At 57.8% G+C, this 22039-nt stretch carries 15 protein-coding genes and 1 tRNA gene; 12 read left to right on the forward strand and 4 right to left on the reverse strand.

Annotated features, from left to right (window positions below):
• Window positions 1–34: 34 nt before the first annotated feature.
• Window positions 35–1384 (reverse strand): hypothetical protein, encoded by a 1350-nt coding sequence (locus FTE24_RS19090; RefSeq protein ID WP_150233888.1) that lies wholly within the window; start codon window positions 1382–1384, stop codon window positions 35–37.
• A gap of 190 nt (window positions 1385–1574) precedes the next feature.
• Here FTE24_RS19090 and FTE24_RS19095 point away from each other — a divergent pair, with 190 nt between their 5' ends.
• From FTE24_RS19095 to FTE24_RS19115, 5 genes are all read left to right on the forward strand, one after another.
• Window positions 1575–2150 carry a sigma-70 family RNA polymerase sigma factor gene (locus FTE24_RS19095; RefSeq protein WP_150233886.1) on the forward strand — a complete coding sequence of 192 codons (576 nt, stop codon included), beginning with the start codon at window positions 1575–1577 and terminating at the stop codon, window positions 2148–2150.
• A gap of 2 nt (window positions 2151–2152) precedes the next feature.
• Window positions 2153–3232: a DUF4179 domain-containing protein gene (locus tag FTE24_RS19100; RefSeq protein ID WP_160441834.1), complete on the forward strand. Its 1080-nt coding sequence runs from the start codon at window positions 2153–2155 to the stop codon at window positions 3230–3232.
• Between the two features lie 335 nt (window positions 3233–3567).
• Window positions 3568–6342, forward strand: a complete 2775-nt coding sequence (locus FTE24_RS19105; protein WP_150233999.1) for a glycoside hydrolase family 3 C-terminal domain-containing protein — start codon at window positions 3568–3570, stop codon at window positions 6340–6342.
• Between the two features lie 219 nt (window positions 6343–6561).
• The gene (locus tag FTE24_RS19110; protein ID WP_150233882.1) at window positions 6562–7215 is read left to right on the forward strand and encodes a transcriptional regulator; all 654 of its coding nucleotides are present in this window, start codon (window positions 6562–6564) and stop codon (window positions 7213–7215) included.
• Between the two features lie 577 nt (window positions 7216–7792).
• Window positions 7793–11749, forward strand: a complete 3957-nt coding sequence (locus FTE24_RS19115; RefSeq protein WP_150233880.1) for an alpha-L-arabinofuranosidase C-terminal domain-containing protein — start codon at window positions 7793–7795, stop codon at window positions 11747–11749.
• 391 nt (window positions 11750–12140) lie between these two features.
• Here FTE24_RS19115 and FTE24_RS19120 read toward each other — a convergent pair whose 3' ends face one another.
• Window positions 12141–12878 (reverse strand): hypothetical protein, encoded by a 738-nt coding sequence (locus tag FTE24_RS19120; protein ID WP_237401842.1) that lies wholly within the window; start codon window positions 12876–12878, stop codon window positions 12141–12143.
• Window positions 12879–13235: 357 nt separating this feature from the next.
• Here FTE24_RS19120 and FTE24_RS19125 point away from each other — a divergent pair, with 357 nt between their 5' ends.
• The 6 genes from FTE24_RS19125 to FTE24_RS19150 all read left to right on the forward strand — a co-directional run bounded on the left by FTE24_RS19125 (window position 13236) and on the right by FTE24_RS19150 (window position 19750).
• The gene (locus FTE24_RS19125; RefSeq protein ID WP_150233877.1) at window positions 13236–15773 is read left to right on the forward strand and encodes a LamG-like jellyroll fold domain-containing protein; all 2538 of its coding nucleotides are present in this window, start codon (window positions 13236–13238) and stop codon (window positions 15771–15773) included.
• 237 nt (window positions 15774–16010) lie between these two features.
• Window positions 16011–16238 carry a helix-turn-helix domain-containing protein gene (locus FTE24_RS19130; protein WP_141447968.1) on the forward strand — a complete coding sequence of 76 codons (228 nt, stop codon included), beginning with the start codon at window positions 16011–16013 and terminating at the stop codon, window positions 16236–16238.
• Between the two features lie 78 nt (window positions 16239–16316).
• Window positions 16317–16400: transfer RNA gene (locus tag FTE24_RS19135), tRNA-Leu, on the forward strand.
• 194 nt (window positions 16401–16594) lie between these two features.
• Window positions 16595–17239 carry a MarR family winged helix-turn-helix transcriptional regulator gene (locus tag FTE24_RS23365; protein ID WP_237401843.1) on the forward strand — a complete coding sequence of 215 codons (645 nt, stop codon included), beginning with the start codon at window positions 16595–16597 and terminating at the stop codon, window positions 17237–17239.
• A 272-nt stretch (window positions 17240–17511) separates the two neighbouring features.
• Window positions 17512–18903 carry an MATE family efflux transporter gene (locus FTE24_RS19145; protein ID WP_141447969.1) on the forward strand — a complete coding sequence of 464 codons (1392 nt, stop codon included), beginning with the start codon at window positions 17512–17514 and terminating at the stop codon, window positions 18901–18903.
• 211 nt (window positions 18904–19114) lie between these two features.
• Window positions 19115–19750, forward strand: a complete 636-nt coding sequence (locus tag FTE24_RS19150) for a pentapeptide repeat-containing protein (protein WP_141447970.1) — start codon at window positions 19115–19117, stop codon at window positions 19748–19750.
• A 2-nt stretch (window positions 19751–19752) separates the two neighbouring features.
• Here FTE24_RS19150 and FTE24_RS23625 read toward each other — a convergent pair whose 3' ends face one another.
• Entirely contained in the window at window positions 19753–20268 is a 516-nt protein-coding gene (locus FTE24_RS23625) for a tubby C-terminal domain-like protein (RefSeq protein WP_442978174.1), read from the reverse strand.
• Window positions 20269–20460: 192 nt separating this feature from the next.
• Between FTE24_RS23625 and FTE24_RS19155 the strand changes: the two genes are divergently transcribed.
• A complete protein-coding gene (locus FTE24_RS19155; RefSeq protein ID WP_150233876.1) occupies window positions 20461–21189 on the forward strand; it encodes an HAD family hydrolase in 729 nt (242 codons plus the stop codon).
• Window positions 21190–21820: 631 nt separating this feature from the next.
• On the opposite strand, the gene FTE24_RS19160 is transcribed toward FTE24_RS19155, so the two are convergent.
• On the reverse strand, window positions 21821–22039 hold a 219-nt coding region (locus FTE24_RS19160; RefSeq protein WP_202111920.1), incomplete at its 5' end, for a hypothetical protein.

Consider the following 22039-nt stretch of genomic DNA (forward strand, 5'->3'; position numbering starts at 1 on the left):
TTTTCGTCCGAGAAGTTCGCATCGTTCACCGTCCTTATTTGAAGTACATGAAGCCTCCGCCCAACGATTTGAATCTTGTGATGGCTTCGAAGTGCGTTCTGTAATTGATACTTCTGCGATCTCCCCAGGTTGATACAGCGATCCAGCGATTATCGTTCACGTCCCTATAATACTTCGTAATCGTCATCCAATGCCATTCGTAGGGATAATCCGTAAACTTGGAAAGATTCAAAGTAGCGACTGGCGAATTAATTTTTAATCCTGCTTTGATATAAGAGGCGGTATTGTCGAGAGTGAAGGCAGAATTGTCAGCAACACCAGCAAGTTTTACATTTTTGTCTTTGGCATATTTCTCAACGGCGGTAGTAAAGTCGTGTACGGAAGTTTCACCAAACGGGCCCGGATTAATATAGCTGTACATTAAATTCATATGAGTCAGAAAATCATTTTTTGAAGTGGCGACTCCGCTGTACAAGTTGCGGTAAGCTGAAGGATTGCTGATTTTAGCCAAATAAGTAGTAAGATTGGCCGCTGCTACTGGACCGCATCCTCTTTCATTTTTGGTCAGATTGGAAGGATTCCACCAGCCTTGATCGCCACCATAACTGTAATTGCCCGAACCAGTATCTATGGGAACAAACCTTTGCTGGCTGGCTTCTACAGTAAGTGCGTAATCCTCTTTGGTTACGGCTACCGCTGCCATAAGAGACTTTGTGTCGGAAGCCTCATTCAAAATCCGCTGCATTCGCTGCTCGTTTTGCTCGGTTTGAAGTTGTTGCGCCTGACGCTGCAGTTGATCTTTTTGTCCGGTAACGGCTTGGGTGACGTCTTCAACCGATCCGAAGTCGTCTTCCAATTGAAAATATTGTGTTTGCTCTCTTGAACCAGTCTGAATGATATACGTCATTGGGGGAACAAAAACTAGTTTTGAAGAAGAGTCATTGAAGGCAGTGATAGAAGGCGGGTATAGCCGATCACGGATCGATTGTACGACCGAATCATCGATAAAAATATCGTAAGCATCGTAACTGTTACGTAACGCGCCGATCGAGATATAGCCGACTTCCTGTCCGCTCGAAAGAAGCGGCACTATATATGCGATCACATGATCTTCCAGATCGTACAACGGGATTTGATTTTGCGAGGGCGTGAGAATTAATCCTTTCGTTTGCCAGTCGTCTTTAAGGTATCCATTTATATGCATGTCGGCAACCTGAAGTATTTCTTTTGCGGTTAAAAATGGAGCTAATGGAGCTGTCTTCTCTTGTTCATCCATTTCTATGGTTGTCTGATTGAACGGTTCCGCATTCGATACGGGTACGTTCGAACATAAGACAAGCATGGATAAGACTAAACCTGAGGCAGCTTTTTTGAAAAGAACCACATAATCACTTCCTTTTTAACTTTTTTTGTTATTTATATAAAATTAACGATTTAGATGAGTATAAAGTTTATAAAATATTCCACTTTTTTTAAAACCCCACGATAGAATCCCTTTATTCCCTTCGTAGTATACAATGTCGGTACGGATTCGAACGGGGTCGGTACTTGGAACGGAAGGAGGGACGAGCGGGATGGAGCAGAAGTCGGAAGACAGGCAGCAGAAGGAAAAAGAATTGGTCGACCGTATTCGCCGCCGTGACGAGCGGGCGCTGCGCGAGCTGATCGACCTGCACGGCGCGCTGCTGAAAGCGATCGTGTATCGGCATTTGCCCGGCAGTCGGCAGGACCGCGAGGAATGCCTCGACGACGTGCTGCTGGCGATCTGGACCCATATCGGGTCGTTCGACGCGGAGCGCAATACGCTGCGGCAGTGGTCGGCGGCCGTCGCCAAATACAGGGCGATCGACTATCGGCGCAGAGAGCTGCGCGAACGCGGGCGCCGCGCCGGCGGAGAGCTGGACCCGGAGCGGCTGCCCGGGACGGACAGCGATCGCGCGGCGGCGAAGTCGAGCGTGGAAGACGTGCTGGAGCAGCTGCCGGAAGACGAGCGCAGGCTGTTCGAACGCTACTATCTGGAAGGCGTTCCGGCGAGAGAGATTGCGGCGGGACTGAACGTGCGGGAATCGTGGATTCATAACAAGCTGTCGCGCGGCCGGCGGAAGTTGAAAAATAGTTGGATTTCGCGAAACGGGGTGCAGGAGAAATGAGCGTGTACGACGATTTGAACGAATGGAAGCTGGATGCCGCGGATTATGAAGAAGAAGCGTTAAGCGAGGCGGAGCGGAGCGAGTGGGCGCAGCGAATAGGCAGCAGGCTGACGGGCAGCTCGCAATCGACGGGGCGCGCCCGGCAGCCCGGCAGAAACCGAAAAGCGAAAGGGCTGATGTCTGCCGCCGCCGTTCTGCTGCTCGCCGGAGCGGCATGGACGTACAGCCCGCAGGCGCTGGCCGATATGCCCTGGGTAGCGGGACTGATCGAGAATTTCGGCAGCACGTCGGGAGGCGAAGCGGCGGATTACTCGTCGTACAAAACGCGGATCGGACAGACGGCGGAGAACGAATACGGGAAGCTCACGCTGAACGAAGTGCTGTTCGACACGGACCGGCTTCTGATCAGTGCCACGTTCGAGCCGACCGCCCAAGCCGACTTCGATTACCGGACGTTTTTGTCGGCTGCGGTCGCGATCGACGGGCGAGACGACCTTCAACTGACGACGGGCACCCAATCGATCGAAGAAAAGAACGGCACGTATACGATCTACGGCGAAGTGAACCTGAGCGAACTTCCGAATGACGGTCCGATGAATCTGTCCATCATCTACGACGAGATCAGGCACGGTCAGACCTGGCTATCGGACTCGTCGATCATCGAACCGAAGCGGCCGTGGACGTTCGATATTCAAGCTTCGGCCGGAGAACTTGTGTCGGACACGCAGACGATCGAACTGGAACGGAGCATGAAGCTGGCTACAGGCGAAGAGATTCGGGTAGAAAAAGCGATCGTGAGTCCGGTATCGACGCTGCTGTATTATCGCGTGCTTAACGAGAGCGAATTTGCGAATCCCGAGACGCCGCGAATGACCGCTTTTCTTCTGCAGGACGAGCACGGCACGGAGATTCCTTTTATCGAGGCAGGCAGCCGTGAAGCGTCGGGCCGTTCCGGAGAAGGCTGGCATTATGCCCGTTATGCGACCATAGATCCGGCTGCCCATGCGTACACGCTGACGCCGTATCAGCATTTTGACGGTGAACCGCATGCGGTCGGGGAATCTTTTGCGCTGGACAAATAGAACGTTCCTATGAAAAGCCCGCTGTTCCCACAAAATCGTCCACGCAGCACGGAAGGCTGGACGTTCGCAGAGACCTCGCCGCAGCGGCCGGGGTCTTGTGGACGGGGCGGGGTTGTTTGCCGGGTTTCTTTTCACAGATAAAGCTTTGCTTCTTGGGGCGGAATTCTTTATAGTGGAGGGAGATGCGCGGCGTGTTTCCGGCATTTACGAAACTGTTTTCGGAAAGCGCGATCATGCAATCGGAAAACATTCGGCAGCCGACCGGAAAGCGCAGGGAACGTACGCGCACGTGCAGCATTCACACAGAATCGGGAGGGAAAGCTTTGAATAAAGTAATGGGTGCAGGACCTCTAAAAGGCTTCGCGGAATTCAGCAGAACGGTGGCCGCTCAAGGTGCCGTATTGATTCAGAACGAAGGGCAGGCACTGCCGATCCGGGAAAACGAGAACGTGGCGATTTTCGGACGGGTACAGCTCAACTATTACCGCAGCGGTACGGGATCGGGCGGCAGCGTGCATGTGTCGCATACGACGAACCTGCTCGACGGACTGCGGAGCAAGCCTTCCGTCACGGTCAACGAAGAGTTGGCGTCGGTATACACGAAATGGATCGAAGAAAATCCGTTCGATAACGGCGGAGGCGGCTGGGCAGCGGAACCGTGGCACCAGGCGGAAATGCCGTTAAGCGACGAGCTGGTCGCAGGCGCGCGCGCCGCATCGTCCAAAGCGATCGTCGTCATCGGCCGGACGGCCGGCGAAGACCAGGATAACGCCGACGCACCGGGCAGCTACCGCCTGACGCCGGAAGAGCTGGACATGCTGACGCAGGTCACGAACCATTTCGAGCAGACGATCGTCGTGCTCAACGTGTCGAACATCGTGGACATGAGCTGGGTCAAAGACGCGGCACACAAACATCCGATCGCGGCAGTCATCTATGCGTGGCACGGCGGGATGGAAGGCGGCAACGCTATCGCGGACGTGCTGTCCGGCGACGTGACGCCAAGCGGCAAATTGACCGACACCATCGCCTACTCGATCGACGATTATCCGTCCACGAGCAACTACGGCAATGAGTTCAAGAGTGTGTATGAGGAAGACGTATACGTCGGATACCGGTATTTCGAAACGTTTCGACCGGAAAAAGTGCAGTACGAATTCGGTTTCGGCCTGTCGTACACCACTTTTGAGCATGCACCGGAACCCGCCCAAACGCTGCAAAAAGACGGCGCGGAATGGATCGAAGTCGGCGTAACCGTGACGAATACGGGCGATACGTTCGAAGGCAAGGAAGTCGTGCAGGTCTACGTGGAAGCGCCTCAGGGCAGACTCGGCCAGCCGTATAAAAAGCTCGTGGCATTCGGCAAAACGAAGTCGCTTCAACCGGGCGAATCGCAGCGTATTACAGTCGGCTTCCCGATCGACAAGCTCGCTTCGTACGACGACGCCGGCACGACCGGACACGCGCACGCCTACGTGCTCGAAGAAGGGACGTACCTGCTGCACGTCGGATCGAGCGTCAAGCAGACCTCGGTCGTGCAGGTGGACGGAGCCGGTGGTTACATCGTGAACGAACTGCGCGTCGTGGCCCAGTTTGAAGAAGCGATGGCGCCGGTCGAAGCTTTCAACCGCCTCAAGCCGGGCGCCCGCCAAGCGGACGGTTCGTACGAGATGGACAGCGAGATCGTGCCGACCCGCAGCGTCGACATGGCGCGTCGTATCCAGGACCGTATGCCGCAATCGCTGGCGGAGACCGGAGATCAGGGCATCAAGCTGCAGGACGTCAAAGCCGGCAAAGCTTCGCTGGACGCTTTCGTGGCGCAGCTCAGCAACGACGAACTGGCGACGCTCGTGCGCGGCGAAGGCATGAGCAGCCCGCTTGCGACGCCGGGTACGGCATCCGTGTTCGGCGGAGTCAGCGACGCGCTGCTCGGCTACGGCATTCCGGTCGCCTGTACGGCGGACGGCCCTTCGGGCATCCGGATGGACAGCGGCCAACAGGCGACTCAGGTGTCGATCGGCACGCTGCTCGCAGCGACCTGGGACAAAGATCTGGTCGAAGAACTGTACGTGCTGGAAGGACAGGAGCTGGTGCTCAACGAAGTGGATACGCTGCTCGGACCGGGCCTCAACATCCGCCGCAGCCCGCTGAACGGCCGTAACTTCGAGTATTTCTCCGAAGATCCGATCGTGTCGGGCGAATTCGCGGCAGCCTGCGTGCGCGGTATCGCCAAAGGCGGTTCCAACGCGACGCTCAAGCACTTTGCCTGCAACAACCAGGAGCAGTACCGCAGCAAAGTGAACGCGGTCGTATCCGAACGCGCGCTGCGCGAGATCTACCTCAAAGGCTTCGAGATCGCGGTCCGCGAAGGCGGCGCCAAATCGATCATGACTTCGTACAATCCGATCAACGGCCACTGGGCGGCGTCGAATTACGATCTCAACACGACGATCCTGCGCGGCGAGTGGAACTTTGACGGCATCGTCATGACCGACTGGTGGGCGATCATGAACGATTCGGCCAACGGCGGCGAAGCGGATCGCAAAAACACGAACTTCATGATCCGCGCGCAAAACGATCTGTACATGGTCGTGATGAACTACGGCGCCGAGACCAACATCTGGGGCGACAACACGATCGAATCGCTGGCGGACGGCACGGTAACCCGCGGCGAGCTTCAGCGCAGCGCCAAAAACATCTGCCAGTTCATCATGGACGCGCCGGTATTTGGAAGAGAACGCAAAACGGACGAGTCGTTCGAGAAATTCGCAGCGGCAGGCGTGACCCAACTGGACAGCGCGCAGGCGTTGGCCGGCCAGGGAGACATTCAGCCTTCCGTCGATTCGCCGGTCTACCTCAAAGTCGAGCAGCCGGGCGTGTACCGCGTAGCGGTCAACGTCATGTCGCCGGAGCCGGAACTTTCGCAAAGCGCCTGCAACCTGCTGCTCAACGGCAAGGTCATGACGACCGTGCAGATGAACGGCACCCAGGGCCGCTGGCTCAAGCAGCGCCTCGTGTCAATCGAGCTGGAAAAAGGCACGTACAAGCTCGAAGTCGAATTCACGAAACCGGGCCTGCAGCTCGGTACGGTGGAGTTTAGAGCGGTTTAAGAGCTTGGAGCAGGTTAAGGATTAGAGCGATTTGGGATTGCAAAGTGTGGGGGCGTTCGTCGCCCCGCGTTTGTAAGGCGAATGGCACTTGCCTCTTTTCGCTGTCTTTTCTACACTTGATGCCATACGGACGCGAAGCACGCGCCGCTTTAATCCTTCGGGGTTGAAGCGGCTTTTTTGCGTGTTCGCGCGCCGAGGGAGAAGGAGGGAAAGGCTGTAATGACGGAGTTTGCAAAAGAATACGCCGGTTGGATAGACGTCCAACTTGCGGCCGAGCCGAATCCGAGAAGAAGAGAGCGGCTGGAAGCGGGATTGGGACACGGGAGCGTGGAGTTTTTGCGTTCGATCTGGCTGCCCGCGCTCAAAAATTTCGACCACCTGCATGCCGAATGGGAAGTGCGCGATCTGAACGGCGGATACCGGTATATCGATTTCGCGTACCGGCCCGGCGGCGCGAAAGGCGCGATCGAAATCCAGGGCTACGGTCCGCATGCCCGGGATTTGGACGTGCGGCGGTTCAAGGACCTGTGCTGGAGACACAGCCTGCTCGCTCTGGACGACTGGACGCTGCTGCCGATCGCGTATCCGTCGATTGCGGAAGAGCCGGGCCGCTGCCGCCAACTGATCCTTGCTTTTGCCGGGAAATTCACCGCTTCGGCTGCCGAACCGTCTCTATCCTGGCTGGAGGCGGAGCTGCTGCGGTTTGCGCGCACGACGCCGATTCCTTTTACGGCGGCGCGCCTTGCGGAGCATCTGCGAATCAGCAGCCAGCACGCCAGGCGCCTGCTGCATGCGTCCGTGTCAAGCGGACGTCTCGTCGTGGCGAGCGGCAAAGAAAGATTCCGGACGTACCGGCTGCCGGAGTGGAAATGAGGGTTTGGAGGGGATGGGTGGCAGAACGACAGAACGGCTCGCACAACGACCCGCAGACGGGTTTCGCCGGCTCTCGGGTAAAAGCTAACGAATCCGTATAACGCTAAATCGGTGAAAACAGGGATTTTGAAAATCTAACGAATCGTAGTCACGCTATGAGAGCAAAAACGTGCGAAATGTGCGATATGGGGCCGAATAGCGTTACGACGATTCGTTAGCATTCGGAGAACGGCTTTTTTTCCGGAATAGCGTTATGAGGGTTCGTTAGCTGCATCATTGAAACGGAGAACGGAGAACGGAGAACGGAGAACGGAGAACGGAGAACGGAGAACGGAGAACGGAGAACGGAGAACGGAGAACGGAGAACGGAGAACGGAGAACGGAGAACGGAGAACGGAGAACGGGGAACGGGGAACGGAGAACGGAGAACGGAGAACGGGGAACGGGGGGATTCCCCCGACCCGACTTGAACTTGTACGTACAACAGGTTATGATAAATATATAACGTATATCTATTACTAATTAACAATTATATTAATTTAATTAAGAAATCCATTAACGATAGGAGAATCCATCCATGAATTCAACGCCAACTTCTAATCCAGCCCAGGCTTCGTTCCGTGATCGCCTTCTTGCCCGCTATACGTTCGAGGACGCTGCCGATATCGGGCGCGACGCTTCCGGGCACGGGCGAGACGCTCGCGCCGCCGGCAGCGTGCTGCCGCGGATCTCACAGGATACCGGCAGGCCGGCGGTCACGTTCGGCGGAGGGCGCAGCGGCACTTCTTATCTCGAACTGCCATCCGATCTGCTGCAAGATGTAAGCGATCGCAGCGGCGTGACGGTGACGGCCTGGGTGCGTTTTGACGCGGGCACGAGCGTGTGGGAACGCATTTTCGATTTTGGCCAAAATGAAGGCGGACCGTCGCTGTTCCTGACCCGCAGCCTGCGCGGCACGCTATCCGCGGGCGGCGACCTCGTCGTCGATCCGGGCCGCGGGTTCGTGCGCGGCGAATGGATGCACGTCGCGCTGAGCGTGGTCGGCACGCAGGGCGGAACGCTGAGCAGCGCGGGCCCGGTCGCGTACGTCAACGGCGAACCGGTCGCCGACGGCACGATCAGCCAGACGTCGAGCGGCCATTACGCGCAGCTGCGCCGCTGGTTCGAGACGTTCGTCGAAGGCGGCAATTATACCCGCAATTTCATCGGCCGTTCGCAGTACGCCGCAGACGACGATTTTGCCGGCTCGATCTCGGACTTCCGCGTCTACGCGGCGGGCCTGTCGGCCGACGACGTGATCGAGGTGCTGTGCGAGTCGCTGACGGACGAAGAGATCGTGCGGCTGGCGGCAGACAAATATTTGTCTTTTCCGACGAGCATTTTGACGGGCGACGTCAGTCTGCCTGCTTCGCTGATGGGCGGTAAAGTCCGTGTGAACTGGACATCCAGCCATCCGGAATTCGTGTCGGGCGACGGACGGATCTGGCCGGACACAGGCGCGCGCACGCAGGGAGCAGGCGGCGGGGCGGCTTCGAATTCTCCGTCCTCCGCACCGCGCAGCCCGCAGGCCGCGACGCTCACCGCGACGCTTGAGGTGGTCGGCGGCAGCGAAGTGCGGCGCAGCTTCGACGTCTCCGTTCTTCCGCCGGAACTGCCTCCCTATACGGTGACGATCCACGGCGAAGAGACGCTGGACGGCGTGGTCGACGTCAGCGAAGTGATGTACGGGCTCTTTTACGAAGACATCAACAATGCGGCCGACGGCGGCATCTATGCGGAGATGGTGCAGAACCGCTCGTTCGAGGCGTTCGAGTTCGATACGTATTCGCACGCGTCCGGCGAATGCGGCTGTTCGACCGGCCGCAACCGTCAGCCGCTGCTGTGGTGGTACGGCGATATCGACAAGATGACGCCGCGCAGCACCGATACGCTGGGACAATTCCTCGGTTCCTCCGATCCCGACGTGAACGGGTATTACGTCACCGTCGCGGACGGCGCGACCGTGTACAACCGCGGCTTCAACGACACGAACGGCGGGTGCGCGATGCCTATTCGGGAAGGCGCCGCGTACGATTTTACCGTGTGGGCCAAAGCGGCGCAGGCAGGCTCCGTCATGCTGCAGCTGCAAGGGCCGGACGGCGAAGCGGCGAGCGACGTCGTCACGTTCGCGGTCGAAGGCGGCGATACGTGGCAAAAATACGGCGTGCCTTACCCGGCGGACGGCAGCGCGCTGTCGACGCTCGTGCTCACCGGCTCCCGGAACGTGCTCGGCCAGCTCTCGCTGACGTTCGACGGCGACATTTCGATCGAACTCGTGTCGCTCGTGCCGCGCGGCGTATGGGGTGCGGCAGAAGAAGCGGGTTCGCCTTCGGCGCGCGCCAACTATCTCGGCAACCCGAACTACCGGCTGCGCCGGGATCTTGTGGAAGCGCTGGCGGGGATGCATCCGAAGTTTTTGCGGTTCCCGGGCGGCTGTATTTCGGAAGGTTCTTTTATCTGGGACAATGTGTACGATTGGAAAGATTCGGTCAACGACATCGAGCTGCGCAAAGAAAACTTCAACGTGTGGGGCTACATGATGACGATGGGCCTCGGTTATATGGAATATTTCCAGCTGGCCGAAGACCTGAACGCGACCCCGCTGCCGGTCATGGCGTGCGGCGTGCTGTGCCAGGCCCGTTCCGACTACGCGCATCCGGCCGGCGGCGAACTGCGCGACCAGTACATCCGCAATTTCACGGATCTGATCGATTTTGCGATCGGCACCGACTTCGAGCATAACGAATGGGCGGCGATGCGGCGGAAAATGGGGCACGAAGCTCCGTTCGACCTGCGCTATCTGGGCGTGGGCAACGAGAACTGGGGGACGGAGTTTTTTGCCAACTTCGAAGTGTTCAAAGCCCGGATCGACGAGTACATGGCCGAGCATTATCCGGACCGCGAGCTGCACATCATCTCCACGGTGGGCGCGCAGGCGGACGACGACGCGTACCAGCAGGGCTGGAAGTTCCTGAGCGGCGGGCTGGAAGGTTCGGCGGACGTGCAGTTCGCGGATCGGGATCGGGTCATCTCGGAAAAAGTGTCCTGGTACGCCAAGCAGCCGAACTATATGGACACGATCGCGGACGAACATTATTACCGGTCGAACGAATATTTGCTGGAAAACGCGGACCGCTACAATTATTATTTCCGCGCCTACAACGAAGACGGCAGCCTCGACTGGCCGGCCACGTCCAAAGTGTTCGTCGGCGAATACGCGTCCACGGACAAAAACACGCTGGCGGGCGCCGTGGCGGAAGCCGCGGTGATGACCGGATTCGAGAACAATGCCGACGTCGTGCGGCTGGCCGCCTATGCGCCGCTGTTCAACAAAGTGCTTACCGACGGCACCTACCGATGGACGCCGGACTGCATCTGGTTCGACGACGAGAGCGTCTGGTTCACGCCGAACTATTACGTGCAGCAGATGTTCGCCAAATATTTGGGCGACCGCGTGCTGCCGACTTCGTTCTCGACGTACCACGGCGGCCGTCCGGTCGACCTTATTCCGCGCGGCGGCATCCACGTCGCGGCGGGCCGGGCGGAAGTGACGGTAAGCCGCGTCACGGTAACGTCAAACGACAGCGGCGAGGTGCTGCTGGAGACGGACTTTACGCAGGCGGCCGAACTCGATCCGGTCTGGCAGGTCATCCCGGGCTCGGCCGGCTATGCGCTTGAAGCGGGGCGCGGCCTCGTGCTCAAGCCGCAAAGCGGCGGCCTGAACGGCCTGTACGTACCGAGCGGCGAGTGGACCGGGTATACGGTCGAAGTGATCGCCTCCAAAGCTTCGGGCGAAGACGGCTTCTACGTCGGCGTCGGCCTGACCGACATCTCGCCGGATCGCAAAGACGTGCTGGAGTACGCGATCGGCTACGGCGGTTCCGCGACCGGCCTCAAAGTGCACAAGCAGGGCGTGGAAGGCTATACGCTCGGCGATTATTCGTCCAGTACGGCGGCAGGCAACCTGCGGGCGGCGAACTACGAAGGGCTTGAAGACGGGCGTCCGTATGCGATCACCGTCGATTTCGGCGGCCCGCGCGGCCGCAACCTGATCTGCTCGTACGCCGATGCCGATCCGGCCGGCGGATGGCGCAGCAAAGTGCTGGATTACAAGCTGGAGGCCTACAACCGCGACGTGTTCCATTCCGTGACGGCGGATGCCAAGCACGTGTACGTCAAGCTGGTCAATGCCGACGGCGTGGACAAAAACACGCGCCTGAACCTCGACGGTCTGGAAGTCGCGGCGGAAGCCAAACTCGTGACGCTGACGGGCGATCCGGCACTGCTGCACGTGCCGAACGTGAACAAAAAAAGCGGAGAGCCGGTCGTGCCGGTCGAGAGTGTCTTCGCGCTAGAAGACGGCACGGGCGTGGACGGCTTCGCTTCCGGCCAAGCCGCAGGAGGTACGGGCGGGACAGGCCGAACGGGCCGCACGGCGGTGCTGAAGCTGCCGGCGAACTCGGTGAGCGTCGTCGTGCTGGAACGACGGGTGTAGCGTTTGGCGGCGCGGTGGTCACGCTAACGAATCCTGCACACGCTATATTGCGCTTCAGCGCGCTTTTATCCAAACTAACGAATCGTCATCACGCTATCGGCTCGAATTCGGCCCAAAATGGCCTTTTAACGCTCAATAAGGATATGACGATTCGTTAGATAGCGGAAAAAGCGGAAAATGGGCAAATAGCGATATAAGGATTCGTTACGCTTAGCTCCCTTCGCGCACGGCGCGGGAAAGACGCAGAAACGGAGTTGGAAAGGTGCGAAAAGCACCGAAAAAGGAGACGGGGAAATCCCCGTCTCCTTTTTGGCGCGTCCGCAGCATGGAGCGGCCGGGCGAAAAGCGGCCGCGTTTTGGCCACCCCGCGCCCCGCTTGCCCGCGCCCCGCTTACTCCTCCCCGTCCCCTCGGCCCGGCCGATGCGGCGGCGCTTCCGCGTCCGAATCCGAGTTCGGATTCGCAGGCTCGGCGGGCTTTTTTGTCGGCCCGACCGGAATGCCGATCCGATTCGCCGTTTCCATGCGCCGCAGGCGCCGATCTCTTTTTCGCTGTAGAAGAGGATCTGCTTTGGCCAGTTCCTCATACTGCTCCATCTGCTCCCGGTAATGCTGCTCGGTCTCGCTCGTCGAAGGCAGGAACGGCTCGTGGTTGTATCCGGTCCGTCTGCCGTAGCGCAGCATCTCGTAGATGATCATGCCGTTGTTCGGCTTGCCGTTCGTCGTGCGCATCGGAATGATGTCGAACAGAGCATAATAGAAAGCGTAAAAAATAAGCCGTTCCCAAAAGGTCTGCTGCGAATCGATGATCCCGTTCGCCAGCAGGGCGTTGAGGACAAAAGCGAGCGCCAGATTGACCAAGATCGGCCCGGCGTACAGGCAGGCGTAAGCGCCCCGGCTCTCGCGCCGGATCTCGTCGTAGGAGAACCAGCTGTACAGATGATAGTGGCGGCGCACGTCCAACACGCCGAGCTTGAACAGACGCGGCCCCGACCCCAACGTGATACGCGGATTGCGCACGCCGAACAGCAGGCTGCCGAGCAGGTAACCCGATTCGCGCAGAAAAACGACGACGGGCAAAATGATAAAAGCCGATACGATCAGCGAGATCAGATCCGCAAAACCGAACATGGAATCCGCTCCTTTGGCTTTTTTTTGCGTATTTGCATGTCTATACAATTTTTTTCGTTCTCTCTACTAATACCCGCTGCAAAAAAGGCTGAACAAACGGCAAGCAGCAGAAGATAAAGAAGAAGGTGAAACGAAGATTCATAAAATACGTTTTCGAATACAAAAAAGTTAACCTAAAGCGAGTTATATCGCAAAATAGCGTCCAAAACTAAATGTTAAGGCTTATTTAGTTAATGTTTTTGTTATTTATTTTCGAAAACAAGAAGGATACCGGCAAAGAACGGCGAAAAGATTAAAAGTATCTCTATGCAACCGCTATCATCCCGAATTCCATATCCGAAGGAGGAACATACGTACATGAAAAGCAACAAGTTTACCCGAAGTTCCGTACTGCTGCTGTCGCTCGCCCTGCTGGTGCCGGTCTCCGCCGGCTGCGGCCCCGATATGCGCGCCGCAGCGGCGGGAACGTCGTCCGATACGCCTCCGACATTCTCGAACGTCTCCGTGCACGATCCTTCCATCGTCAAGGACGGCGACACGTTCTACGTGTTCGGTTCGCATATCGATGCGGCGAAGTCGACCGACCTGATGCATTGGACTTCTTTTGCAAACGGTTACAAGACTCCGGGCAATGCCATCTACGGAGATCTGTCCAAAAACCTGGCGGGTTCGTTCGCATGGGCCGGAGAAAACGATTCGGACAGCAAAGGCGGCTTCTCGGTCTGGGCGCCGGACGTGTTCTGGAACAAGGACTACGTGAACAAAGACGGCTCCAAAGGCGCGTACATGACCTACTACAGCGCGTCTTCGACCTATATCCGCTCGGCGCTCGGCTTCGCGGTATCCAAGCAGATCGAAGGTCCGTACGAGTACGGCGGCACGGTCGTCTACTCCGGCTTTACGGAGAACGAAGCGTACGACAAAGACAGCAAAGTGAACAAAAAGTGGACCAGCACGCATATCGACGAACTGATCGGCGCAGGCAAGCTTGCCGGCGAGAAAGACGACTGGTTCAATGCGGACGGTTCGTACAACAACCAACAATATCCGAACGCGATCGACGCCGCCCTTTCCTACGATAGCCAAGGCAAGCTGTGGATGACGTACGGTTCGTGGTCGGGCGGCATTTTCCTGCTGGAGATCGATCCGAAGACCGGCCAACCTATTTTCCCGGGCAAAGACGGCACGACCAAGGACGGACGCCCGATCGACCGCTACTTCGGCACGAAGATCGCGGGCGGGTACGGCAAATCGGGCGAAGGCCCGTACATCGAATATAACAAAAGCACGCGCCAGTATTATCTGTACGTGACCTACGGCTGGCTGGGCGCGGACGGCGGCTATAATATGCGCGTATTCCGCTCCAAGAACATCGACGGCCCGTACACCGACTCGCTCGGTCAGAACGCGGTGCTGCCGGCGGCCACGGAGAATACCGAGATCGGCAACAAGCTGATCGGCAACTTCCTGTTCGAACGCGAAGCGGGCGATCCGGGCACGGGCGCCGGTTACGGATACGTCTCGGCGGGACACAACTCCGTCTACACGGACAAGAACGGGCAGATGTTCCTCGTGTTCCATACCCGTTTCCCGCAGCAGGGCGAACTGCACGAGCTGCGCATCCACCAGATGTTCATGAACAAGGACGGCTGGCCGGTCGTAGCGCCGTACCGGTATGGCGGAGAGACGCTGGACAAGGTGAAAAAAGACGGGATCGCCGGCGATTACCGCTACGTGAACCACGGCAAAGCCTATTCCGGCGCGATCGAGGAACCGGAGTCGATCACGCTCAATGACGACGGCACCGTCACGGGCGCGCTTGAAGGCAAATGGCGCAAAAACGCCGACAACAAAGCCAAGCTGACGCTCGGCGGCGAAGAATTCGACGGCGTCTTTCTGCGTCAGTGGGACCCGGTGTCGCAAACGAACGTCATGACGTTCACCGCGGTATCGGAGTCGGGCGAATCGGCGTGGGGCACACGCCTGGCCGATCTGAACGACGAGCAGGTCGTCGCGAACGTGGCGGCAGGCCTGACGCTCGGCGATACGAGCCGGGTCACCGCGGACCTGAAGCTGCCGACCGTCGGCAGCCGCGGCACGTCGATCGCGTGGAGCAGTTCCGAAGCAGGCGTCGTCTCTTCGACGGGCCAGGTGACACGTCCGGCCGAAGGCGAACCGGCCGGCCAGGCCGTGCTGACCGCGACGATCGCCAAAGGCAGCGTGAGCAGGGCGGTCACGTTCGACATTACCGTCGTGCCGTATGCCAATGCCGCCTTGACGGCTTCCTATTCGTTCGAGAACAACCTGTCCGACGGACAGGGCGCGTTCGCGGACGGCACCGTCACCGGCGACCGGATCGGCAAAGAAGGCGGCCGCGTCAGCTACGCGGACGGCGCCGCCGGACAAGCGCTCGTATTGGACGGCGCTTCCGGCGTGAGCCTGCCAAGCAACCTGATCGGGAGCGCGTCGTATTCCGTCTCGCTCTGGGTGAAGCCCGAGCAGCTCACGTCCTTCACGCCGACGTTCTTCGGCGCCAAAGACGAGACGCATTGGCTGAGCCTGCTGCCCAAAGGCTCGGTCGGCGACCAGACGATGCTCTGGTCCGGCAGCGCCAGTTGGTACGACGGCGTGACCGGCACGAAGATTCCGGCCGGCACCTGGTCGCATTTGGCGTTCTCGGTCGACAAAGGCACGTTGACCGTGTACGTGGACGGCGAGCGCAAGTTTTCCGGCACCGGCTTCCCGGACCTGTTCACGGAAGGCGCGAACCGCACGTTCGCGCTGGGCGTAAACTGGTGGGACGCCGCGTTCAAAGGCCAACTGGACGAATTGAACGTGTACGCAGGCGCGCTGACGCCGGAGCAGGCGGCAGCTTTGGCCCGGCCGGCGAAGTAAATCGCAGAAGCCAATTGAAGTAAAAGTTAGAAGTGAACAGTAGAAGGAAATAGTGGAACGCCGCCGGAACACTTGGGAAGCTTGAGCTTTCAGTGCAAAAACGCGAACGAAAACAGGAAGGAACAGGCAGCCGTTCCTTCCTGTTTTTTTATTTAACCCTTTAGATCGCCGCAGTGTGGTATAATAGAGAGATTCATACCCGAGCGTTCACATTTTCCTAAACAGGAGGTCGATCTATTGAGTACATTCCAGGATTGGAATCTAAAGGTCAAAAAGACGTTCAACGCGACAAGCAACGAACAGGTGCTGACGGTTACGGAAGCGGGCAGCCTGCTGGGCCTGACCAAGGATCAGATGAAAGTATACGTGGACAAAAACAAGCTGACCAAGGTACCGATCATGCGCAGTACCCATCGTTATCTCGTGCTTGAACAGGAAATTAACGAGATTCTCAAAAAAGTTTAACAAGAATGCTTGTCAACTTCTTCGGATCGTGATATATTATTTCTTGTGCTCGCGAGGTAATCGCAGCCATCAAGATATGCGGTCGTGGCGGAATTGGCAGACGCGCACGGTTCAGGTCCGTGTGGGCTAACCCCCGTGGAGGTTCGAGTCCTCTCGACCGCATCCCTTTTAAGAAAAGGTCCGAACTTTCGATGGATAATCGAAGGTTCGGGCCTTTTTTTGCGTGGTCAGACGTTTGACAGTCAGACCCCCGACGGTTATAGTCTTGACATAGTTAGCCTTCTAACAGTATGAGGATCTACAGTATAAGGATCTAACCTTACAATCCGCAAGCACCCGGGAAGGGGCGATCGAGCATGAGCGACAAAGACGGACCTTCGAAAAAAACGAAAAAGTCCAAAAGCGAGAAAAACGCCGCCAAAGCGAAAAAAGCCAAACAGGCAGAGCTGGCTGCTCTGGAAAAGGCCGGCGGTGCAGACTCTCCGGATGGGAGCGATCCCGCGGCAGAGCCGTCTGCGGCGCATTCGCCTGAACCGGCGGGACGCGCGGACGAGTCCGGCGGGGAAACGGGCGATGGAGCGGAAGCGGCGACGCCGGTGTCGGATCTGCTGCGCGAGATCGGGACGAAGCTCAAGTCGGCGTCTGACGGCCGGCTGGCCGAGCTCGGCATGAACGCGCAGCAGGGGCAGATGCTCGGCTACATCTATCGGTTCCGGGAAGACGGCATCATCCAGACCGAGCTGGCCAAGCATTTTAACCGGACCGGCGCAAGCGTCAGCAGCATGCTGCAGGGGCTGGAGAAGAAAGGGTATGTGAAGCGGATCGTGCCCGAAGGCAACGAGCGCCAGAAAAAGGTGTACGTGACGAAGAAAGCGAAAGCGCTGATTCCGGAATTCGACCGCATGTTCGTCGAACTCGAACAGCGGATCACGGCAGGGCTGAAGCCGGAAGAAGCGGAAGCGCTGCATGCGCTGCTGGAGCAGGTCAAATCGAGGCTGTAACCCGCGTCCCGCAAGCGGATAGCAGAGATTTCCGCGTGTCCGAACGCCTTGTCCTTTGCGCGGAATCGTGATATATTTGCACACGTGGCGGAACTGACCCAGGGTCGCACGCGGCTTGTTGCAAGCCGATTTCGCGGGCGGGATGCCGCTTCGGCATCCGCAAGGAACGATTACGAGAAGTCAGTCACGCCCTACGGCCGCATCGGCGAGCAGGGCGTTTTTGTGTTTGGCACAAGCAAGCGGTCAAAATACGTGAAAAAGAAGGGTTGGAGATGGCGGAAAGCGGCATACGAACGGGATGGGGCGTCAGGCTTCTGGAGAAATATTTGTCGGGCCGGTCGATCGATTACAGGCAGATCATCGGGCTGTTCGTCCCGCTGCTCGTCGATCAGGTGTTTATCGTCGGGCTGCATATGATCAACACGGCGATGATCAGTTCGGCGGGAGTGGACGCGATCAGCGCGGTCAACATGGTCGATTCGCTGAACATTTTCCTGCTCAGCATCTTCGTGGCGGTCGCCACGGGCGGGACGGTCGTCGTCGCGCAGTACAAAGGGAGCGGCAATTCGATCATGGTGTCCAAAGCGACGGCCGGAGCGGCTTCGGTCGTCTCGGTCCTCGCGCTGTTTATCGGCTTGTTCATGATCGTCTTCCACAATCCGCTGCTGAACCTGCTGTTCGGCTCGGCGGAACCGGCGGTCAAGGAACTGGCGCGTATCTATATGATCGGCAGCGGGTTTTCGTACATGGGCCTGGCGTTTGTCGAAGCGGTCTGCGGCGCGCTGCGCGGCATCGGGCGTTCCCGGGCTTCGCTCGCCCTGTCGCTCGTCATGAACCTGCCGTATGTCGGCTTGAACCTGCTGTTCATCAACGTGCTCGATATGGGCGTGTTCGGCATGACGCTGTCGGTTAACATCTCGCGCTACCTGGCGGCGGCCTGCGCGGTCTATTACCTGATCCGGATCGACGCCGAACTGCGGCTGCGTATCCGGGATTTTTTCCACGTCGGGCTCGATATGTTCAAAAAAGTGCTGGGCATCGGCATGCCGTTCGCGGCGGAACAGATGTTTTTCAACGGCGGCAAAATCCTGACCCAAATCTTCATCGTCAGCATGGGCACGTACGCGATCGCGACCAACGCGATCAGCGGTTCGCTGGCCGGCGTGATGCAGATTCCGGCCAACGCGCTTTCGCTGACGCTGATCACGGTCGTCGGACAGTGTATCGGGCGGCGGGATTTGAAGGATGCGAAAAAGCTGACCAAATCGTTCGTCGCGCTCGGCTCTGTTTTTTACGTCCTGATGACCGTGCTCGTGATGGCGCTGTTCTATCCGCTCGTCGGGTTGTTCAATCCGCCGGCAGAGATCGTGGACGACATCTTCCTGATCGTGCTCGTCAACGCGCTCGCGCAGATTCCGCTGTGGTCGATCAGCTTCATGATTCCGTCGGCGCTGCGCGCGGCGGGAGACGCCAAGTTCACTTCGCTCGTGTCCATGCTGTCGATGTGGCTGTTCCGCGTCGTGCTGGGCTACATTCTCGGCATCGTGCTGGATATGGGCATCCTCGGCGTCTGGATTGCGATGAACGCCGAATGGGCGATTCGCGGCGGCGTGTTCGTCTGGCGGTTCATGGGCAACAAATGGTATCGGCATAAGCTGATCTAGTGCGTTGTCCACGTACCGGGTCGGATACAGGGGCCGAAGCCGGAATAAGGCAGACCCCGGCATTCGGCTTGAATGAACCCCGAACGGCAGAAGAACCGTGCAGCTTCGGACGTGCAAACGTCGGGGCGCGCGGTTCTTTTTACATACGTATGATACAATCAGGCCAGCGCAAGACAGGAACGATACACGGTATACGAGAGGAGAGAAGCAGATGACGCAGAAAATAACGGCGCCCCGCCTTCGGGAGGAGCAGCTGGAAGCGGAGACGGACGTGTATGTGGAGTCCCGGGCCGAAATCGCGGACCGGTTGATCGAGCAGGCGGAATGGACCGGGTTCGACGCCGACCGGGCTTCGTTCGACCGGGTGATTTTCAGACAGATGACGATCTCCGAATCCGCGCTGCGCGAAACGGAATTCACCGACGTCCTGTTCGACCGCTGCGATTTTTCCAACGTGAACTTCGCGGACATTTTTCTCAACCGGGTGGAATTCCGCGACTGCCGGCTGATCGGCAGCGACTTCGGCGGCGGCCGGATGCAGCACGTCGTGTTCGCCGACTGCATCGCGGACTACGCCAACTTCCGCCTCGTCAAGTTCAAGTCCGTCCGCTTCGAAGACTGCTCCCTGATCGGCAGCGACTACTACGCCGCGTCCGTGCAGCACTTCCAATGGGAACGGTGCAAGCTCGATCAGGCCAACCTGTCCGAAGTCAAACTGAGCGGCACCGACCTGAGCAGCTCCACGTTCGACTCGCTGACCGTCAACCCGGAAGACCTGGCCGGCTGCCGGATCTCATCCTCCCAGGCTTCGGTGTTTGTGGGGCTGCTGGGGTTGATTGTGGACTAGGGTTACGGGTATTTGGTACTGAGGATCAGGTACAGACCTAGCGAGATGGACAGATCGATCGTATCGTCATAATGGGTCAGCTTAACTTTTCGCAGAGGCAGCAGGTTCAGGTATTTATATTCGGACATGACTTTTTTCGTATCGACATTTTGAATTCGGAGGGTGCTTCCCAAAAAATCCCGGTATAACAAGTAGCGGCTGTTTTGATACGTAAAAGCATATTGAGGATTCGTACGGATTTTCGTGATGCACTTTAACTGGAATTGCTCCTGCTGCGCAGAAATCGTCCATGAATCTTTTAAAAAAGTAAGGTTATGATGGCACGAAACTTTAGTGTTTTGCTCGGTATCGCAGACCTTAACGTTCAAATAAAATCCTTCGATAATAAAATCGATGATCCGTTCGAACAAGTTGTTGTAGTAACGTTGAACCTCCAAAACGGGCGTGTTACTCTCATCAAGCAGCGGATACGATTTGGTACTTTGTTTTACGAAAGGTTGAACGAAAGAATAGATGATAGACGTGCCTCCTTATTTTCATAATATCAACCCAATTTGTTCTTATTCATAAAAATGTTGGATAATTAAAATATTTGGAATAGGTGTTAAGTAGGATTTGCCGAATAGAAATACGTTTGTTTAAAAGGGGCTTGGCTGCGATTTACGTCCGTTTGTTAAGCACGGCGCAGCAGCGGAAGGAGGAGCTTTCGGATGTACAGTTTTATTTTCGATATTGACGATACCGTCTACGACCAGATGCTGCCGTTCAGGCAGGCGTTCGAGCGGAATTTTGCCGAGCATGGGGATTTGCCGCTGCACGATCTATACCGGCATAACCGCAAATTCAGCGACGAGGTGTTCGAGCTTACGGTGCGCGGGGAGATGACGCTTGAGGATATGCAGGTGTACCGGATCACGGAAGCGATGAAGGCGATGGGGATCGGGATTACGCGGGTGGAAGCGCTCGGTTTTCAGGACGGTTACGCGGCTGCGCAGCAGGAGCTTCGACTGACGCCCGACATCAGGGAGGCGCTCGATTACTGCCGCGACCTCGGGCTGAAGATCGGGGTCATCACGAACGGCCCGGGCGAGCACCAGCGCGGCAAAGTCGAGCGGCTCGGCGTATACGCCTGGGTGAAGCCGGAGCATGTGTTCATCTCCGGGGAACTCGGGTGTATTAAGCCGGATCGGCGGATTTTTCGTCATGCGGAGGAGACGCTTGGGCTTGAGCGCGAGCGGACGTATTACGTCGGAGATTCGTACGCCAACGACATCGTCGGAGCCAAAGGCGCCGGCTGGAAGTCGATCTGGATCGACCGCCGCGGGCAGCGCATACCGGAAGGCGGCGCGCAGCCGGACGTCAGGATCGCCGAAGGCGATTCGATCGCGGCGACGATTCGGGGGATTTGCGAGAGCGGGCACGAAGGCGGGCGCGAGTGAGCACGAGTAGCGGTTGCACCGCCAAGTATGGAATCAAGACTCGGCATGCCAAAAGCTCCAAAAGGGCTTTATTCAAAAGCGGCGCCTCTGTAAAGAGGTCTGCCGCTTTTTCATGTCCGAGAGTCTGGAAAACGTCTTTGGCGATAGGTTCTTGTCTCTAATGGGCTGCATGTTTGTTGATCTTCAGCAGCCCGATCATCGCCGCTCCGCCCAGCCCAATCGTTCCGATCGCCGGGAACTGGCCTGGCAGAATGATGCGAGAGCGAAAATGTGATCATTTTGTACGCTTTTTACGCATATATTCGATCTTTTCGCAAAAATGTGGTCATTAGGGCAACAATTCAGACGTAAAAAGCGGATTTGGAGCATTATACGGCAAAAATGTGATCAAGAAGACAACATTAATGCGGATTAGTTAGAAAAACGAGGAAAATGTGATCAAAAAGACAACATTTGCGCCGCCCTAAACAGTCATTCGGCTGTTTCGGGAGCGGGAGGGGCTGTACGGTCCTACGGTCCGTTAAAATCGCAAAACGCAGCGAAAAAGCCCGCTCACGGATCACCGATCCGTTGGCGGGCTTTTCGGCGTGCGCGCCGCGCCGCTTTTCGCTAGGCGTCCTCAGCCTGACGCTTACTTCGCTCCGTCTCTTCGCGTATGCTGCCCGCTTCCCGCTCCGCCGCCGCTTACTCCGCCGCCTTGCGCTCCGCCGCCCCGCGCCCCGCCGCTTCCCGCTCCGCTGCCGCTCACTCCGCCGCCTCGCGCTCCGCCGCTGCCCGCTCCGCCGCCGCTCGCCCCGCCGCTTCCCGCTCCGCTGCCGCTCACTCCGCCGCCTCGCGCTCCGCCGCTGCC

The sequence above is a fragment of the Saccharibacillus sp. WB 17 genome, from assembly GCF_008634075.2.
GTDB classification, from domain to species: Bacteria; Bacillota; Bacilli; order Paenibacillales; family Paenibacillaceae; genus Saccharibacillus; species Saccharibacillus brassicae.

What these genes read in the sequence shown, in the direction of transcription:
- FTE24_RS19155 (WP_150233876.1), top strand. Translation starts at nt 20,461, where the DNA reads ATGTACAGTTTTATTTTCGATATTGACGATACCGTCTACGACCAGATG.
- FTE24_RS19095 (WP_150233886.1), top strand. Translation starts at nt 1,575, where the DNA reads ATGGAGCAGAAGTCGGAAGACAGGCAGCAGAAGGAAAAAGAATTGGTC.
- FTE24_RS19115 (WP_150233880.1), top strand. Translation starts at nt 7,793, where the DNA reads ATGAATTCAACGCCAACTTCTAATCCAGCCCAGGCTTCGTTCCGTGAT.
- FTE24_RS19110 (WP_150233882.1), top strand. Translation starts at nt 6,562, where the DNA reads ATGACGGAGTTTGCAAAAGAATACGCCGGTTGGATAGACGTCCAACTT.
- FTE24_RS19150 (WP_141447970.1), top strand. Translation starts at nt 19,115, where the DNA reads ATGACGCAGAAAATAACGGCGCCCCGCCTTCGGGAGGAGCAGCTGGAA.
- FTE24_RS19105 (WP_150233999.1), top strand. Translation starts at nt 3,568, where the DNA reads ATGGGTGCAGGACCTCTAAAAGGCTTCGCGGAATTCAGCAGAACGGTG.
- FTE24_RS19125 (WP_150233877.1), top strand. Translation starts at nt 13,236, where the DNA reads ATGAAAAGCAACAAGTTTACCCGAAGTTCCGTACTGCTGCTGTCGCTC.
- FTE24_RS19120 (WP_237401842.1), bottom strand. Translation starts at nt 12,878, where the DNA reads ATGTTCGGTTTTGCGGATCTGATCTCGCTGATCGTATCGGCTTTTATC.
- FTE24_RS19145 (WP_141447969.1), top strand. Translation starts at nt 17,512, where the DNA reads ATGGCGGAAAGCGGCATACGAACGGGATGGGGCGTCAGGCTTCTGGAG.
- FTE24_RS23365 (WP_237401843.1), top strand. Translation starts at nt 16,595, where the DNA reads ATGAGCGACAAAGACGGACCTTCGAAAAAAACGAAAAAGTCCAAAAGC.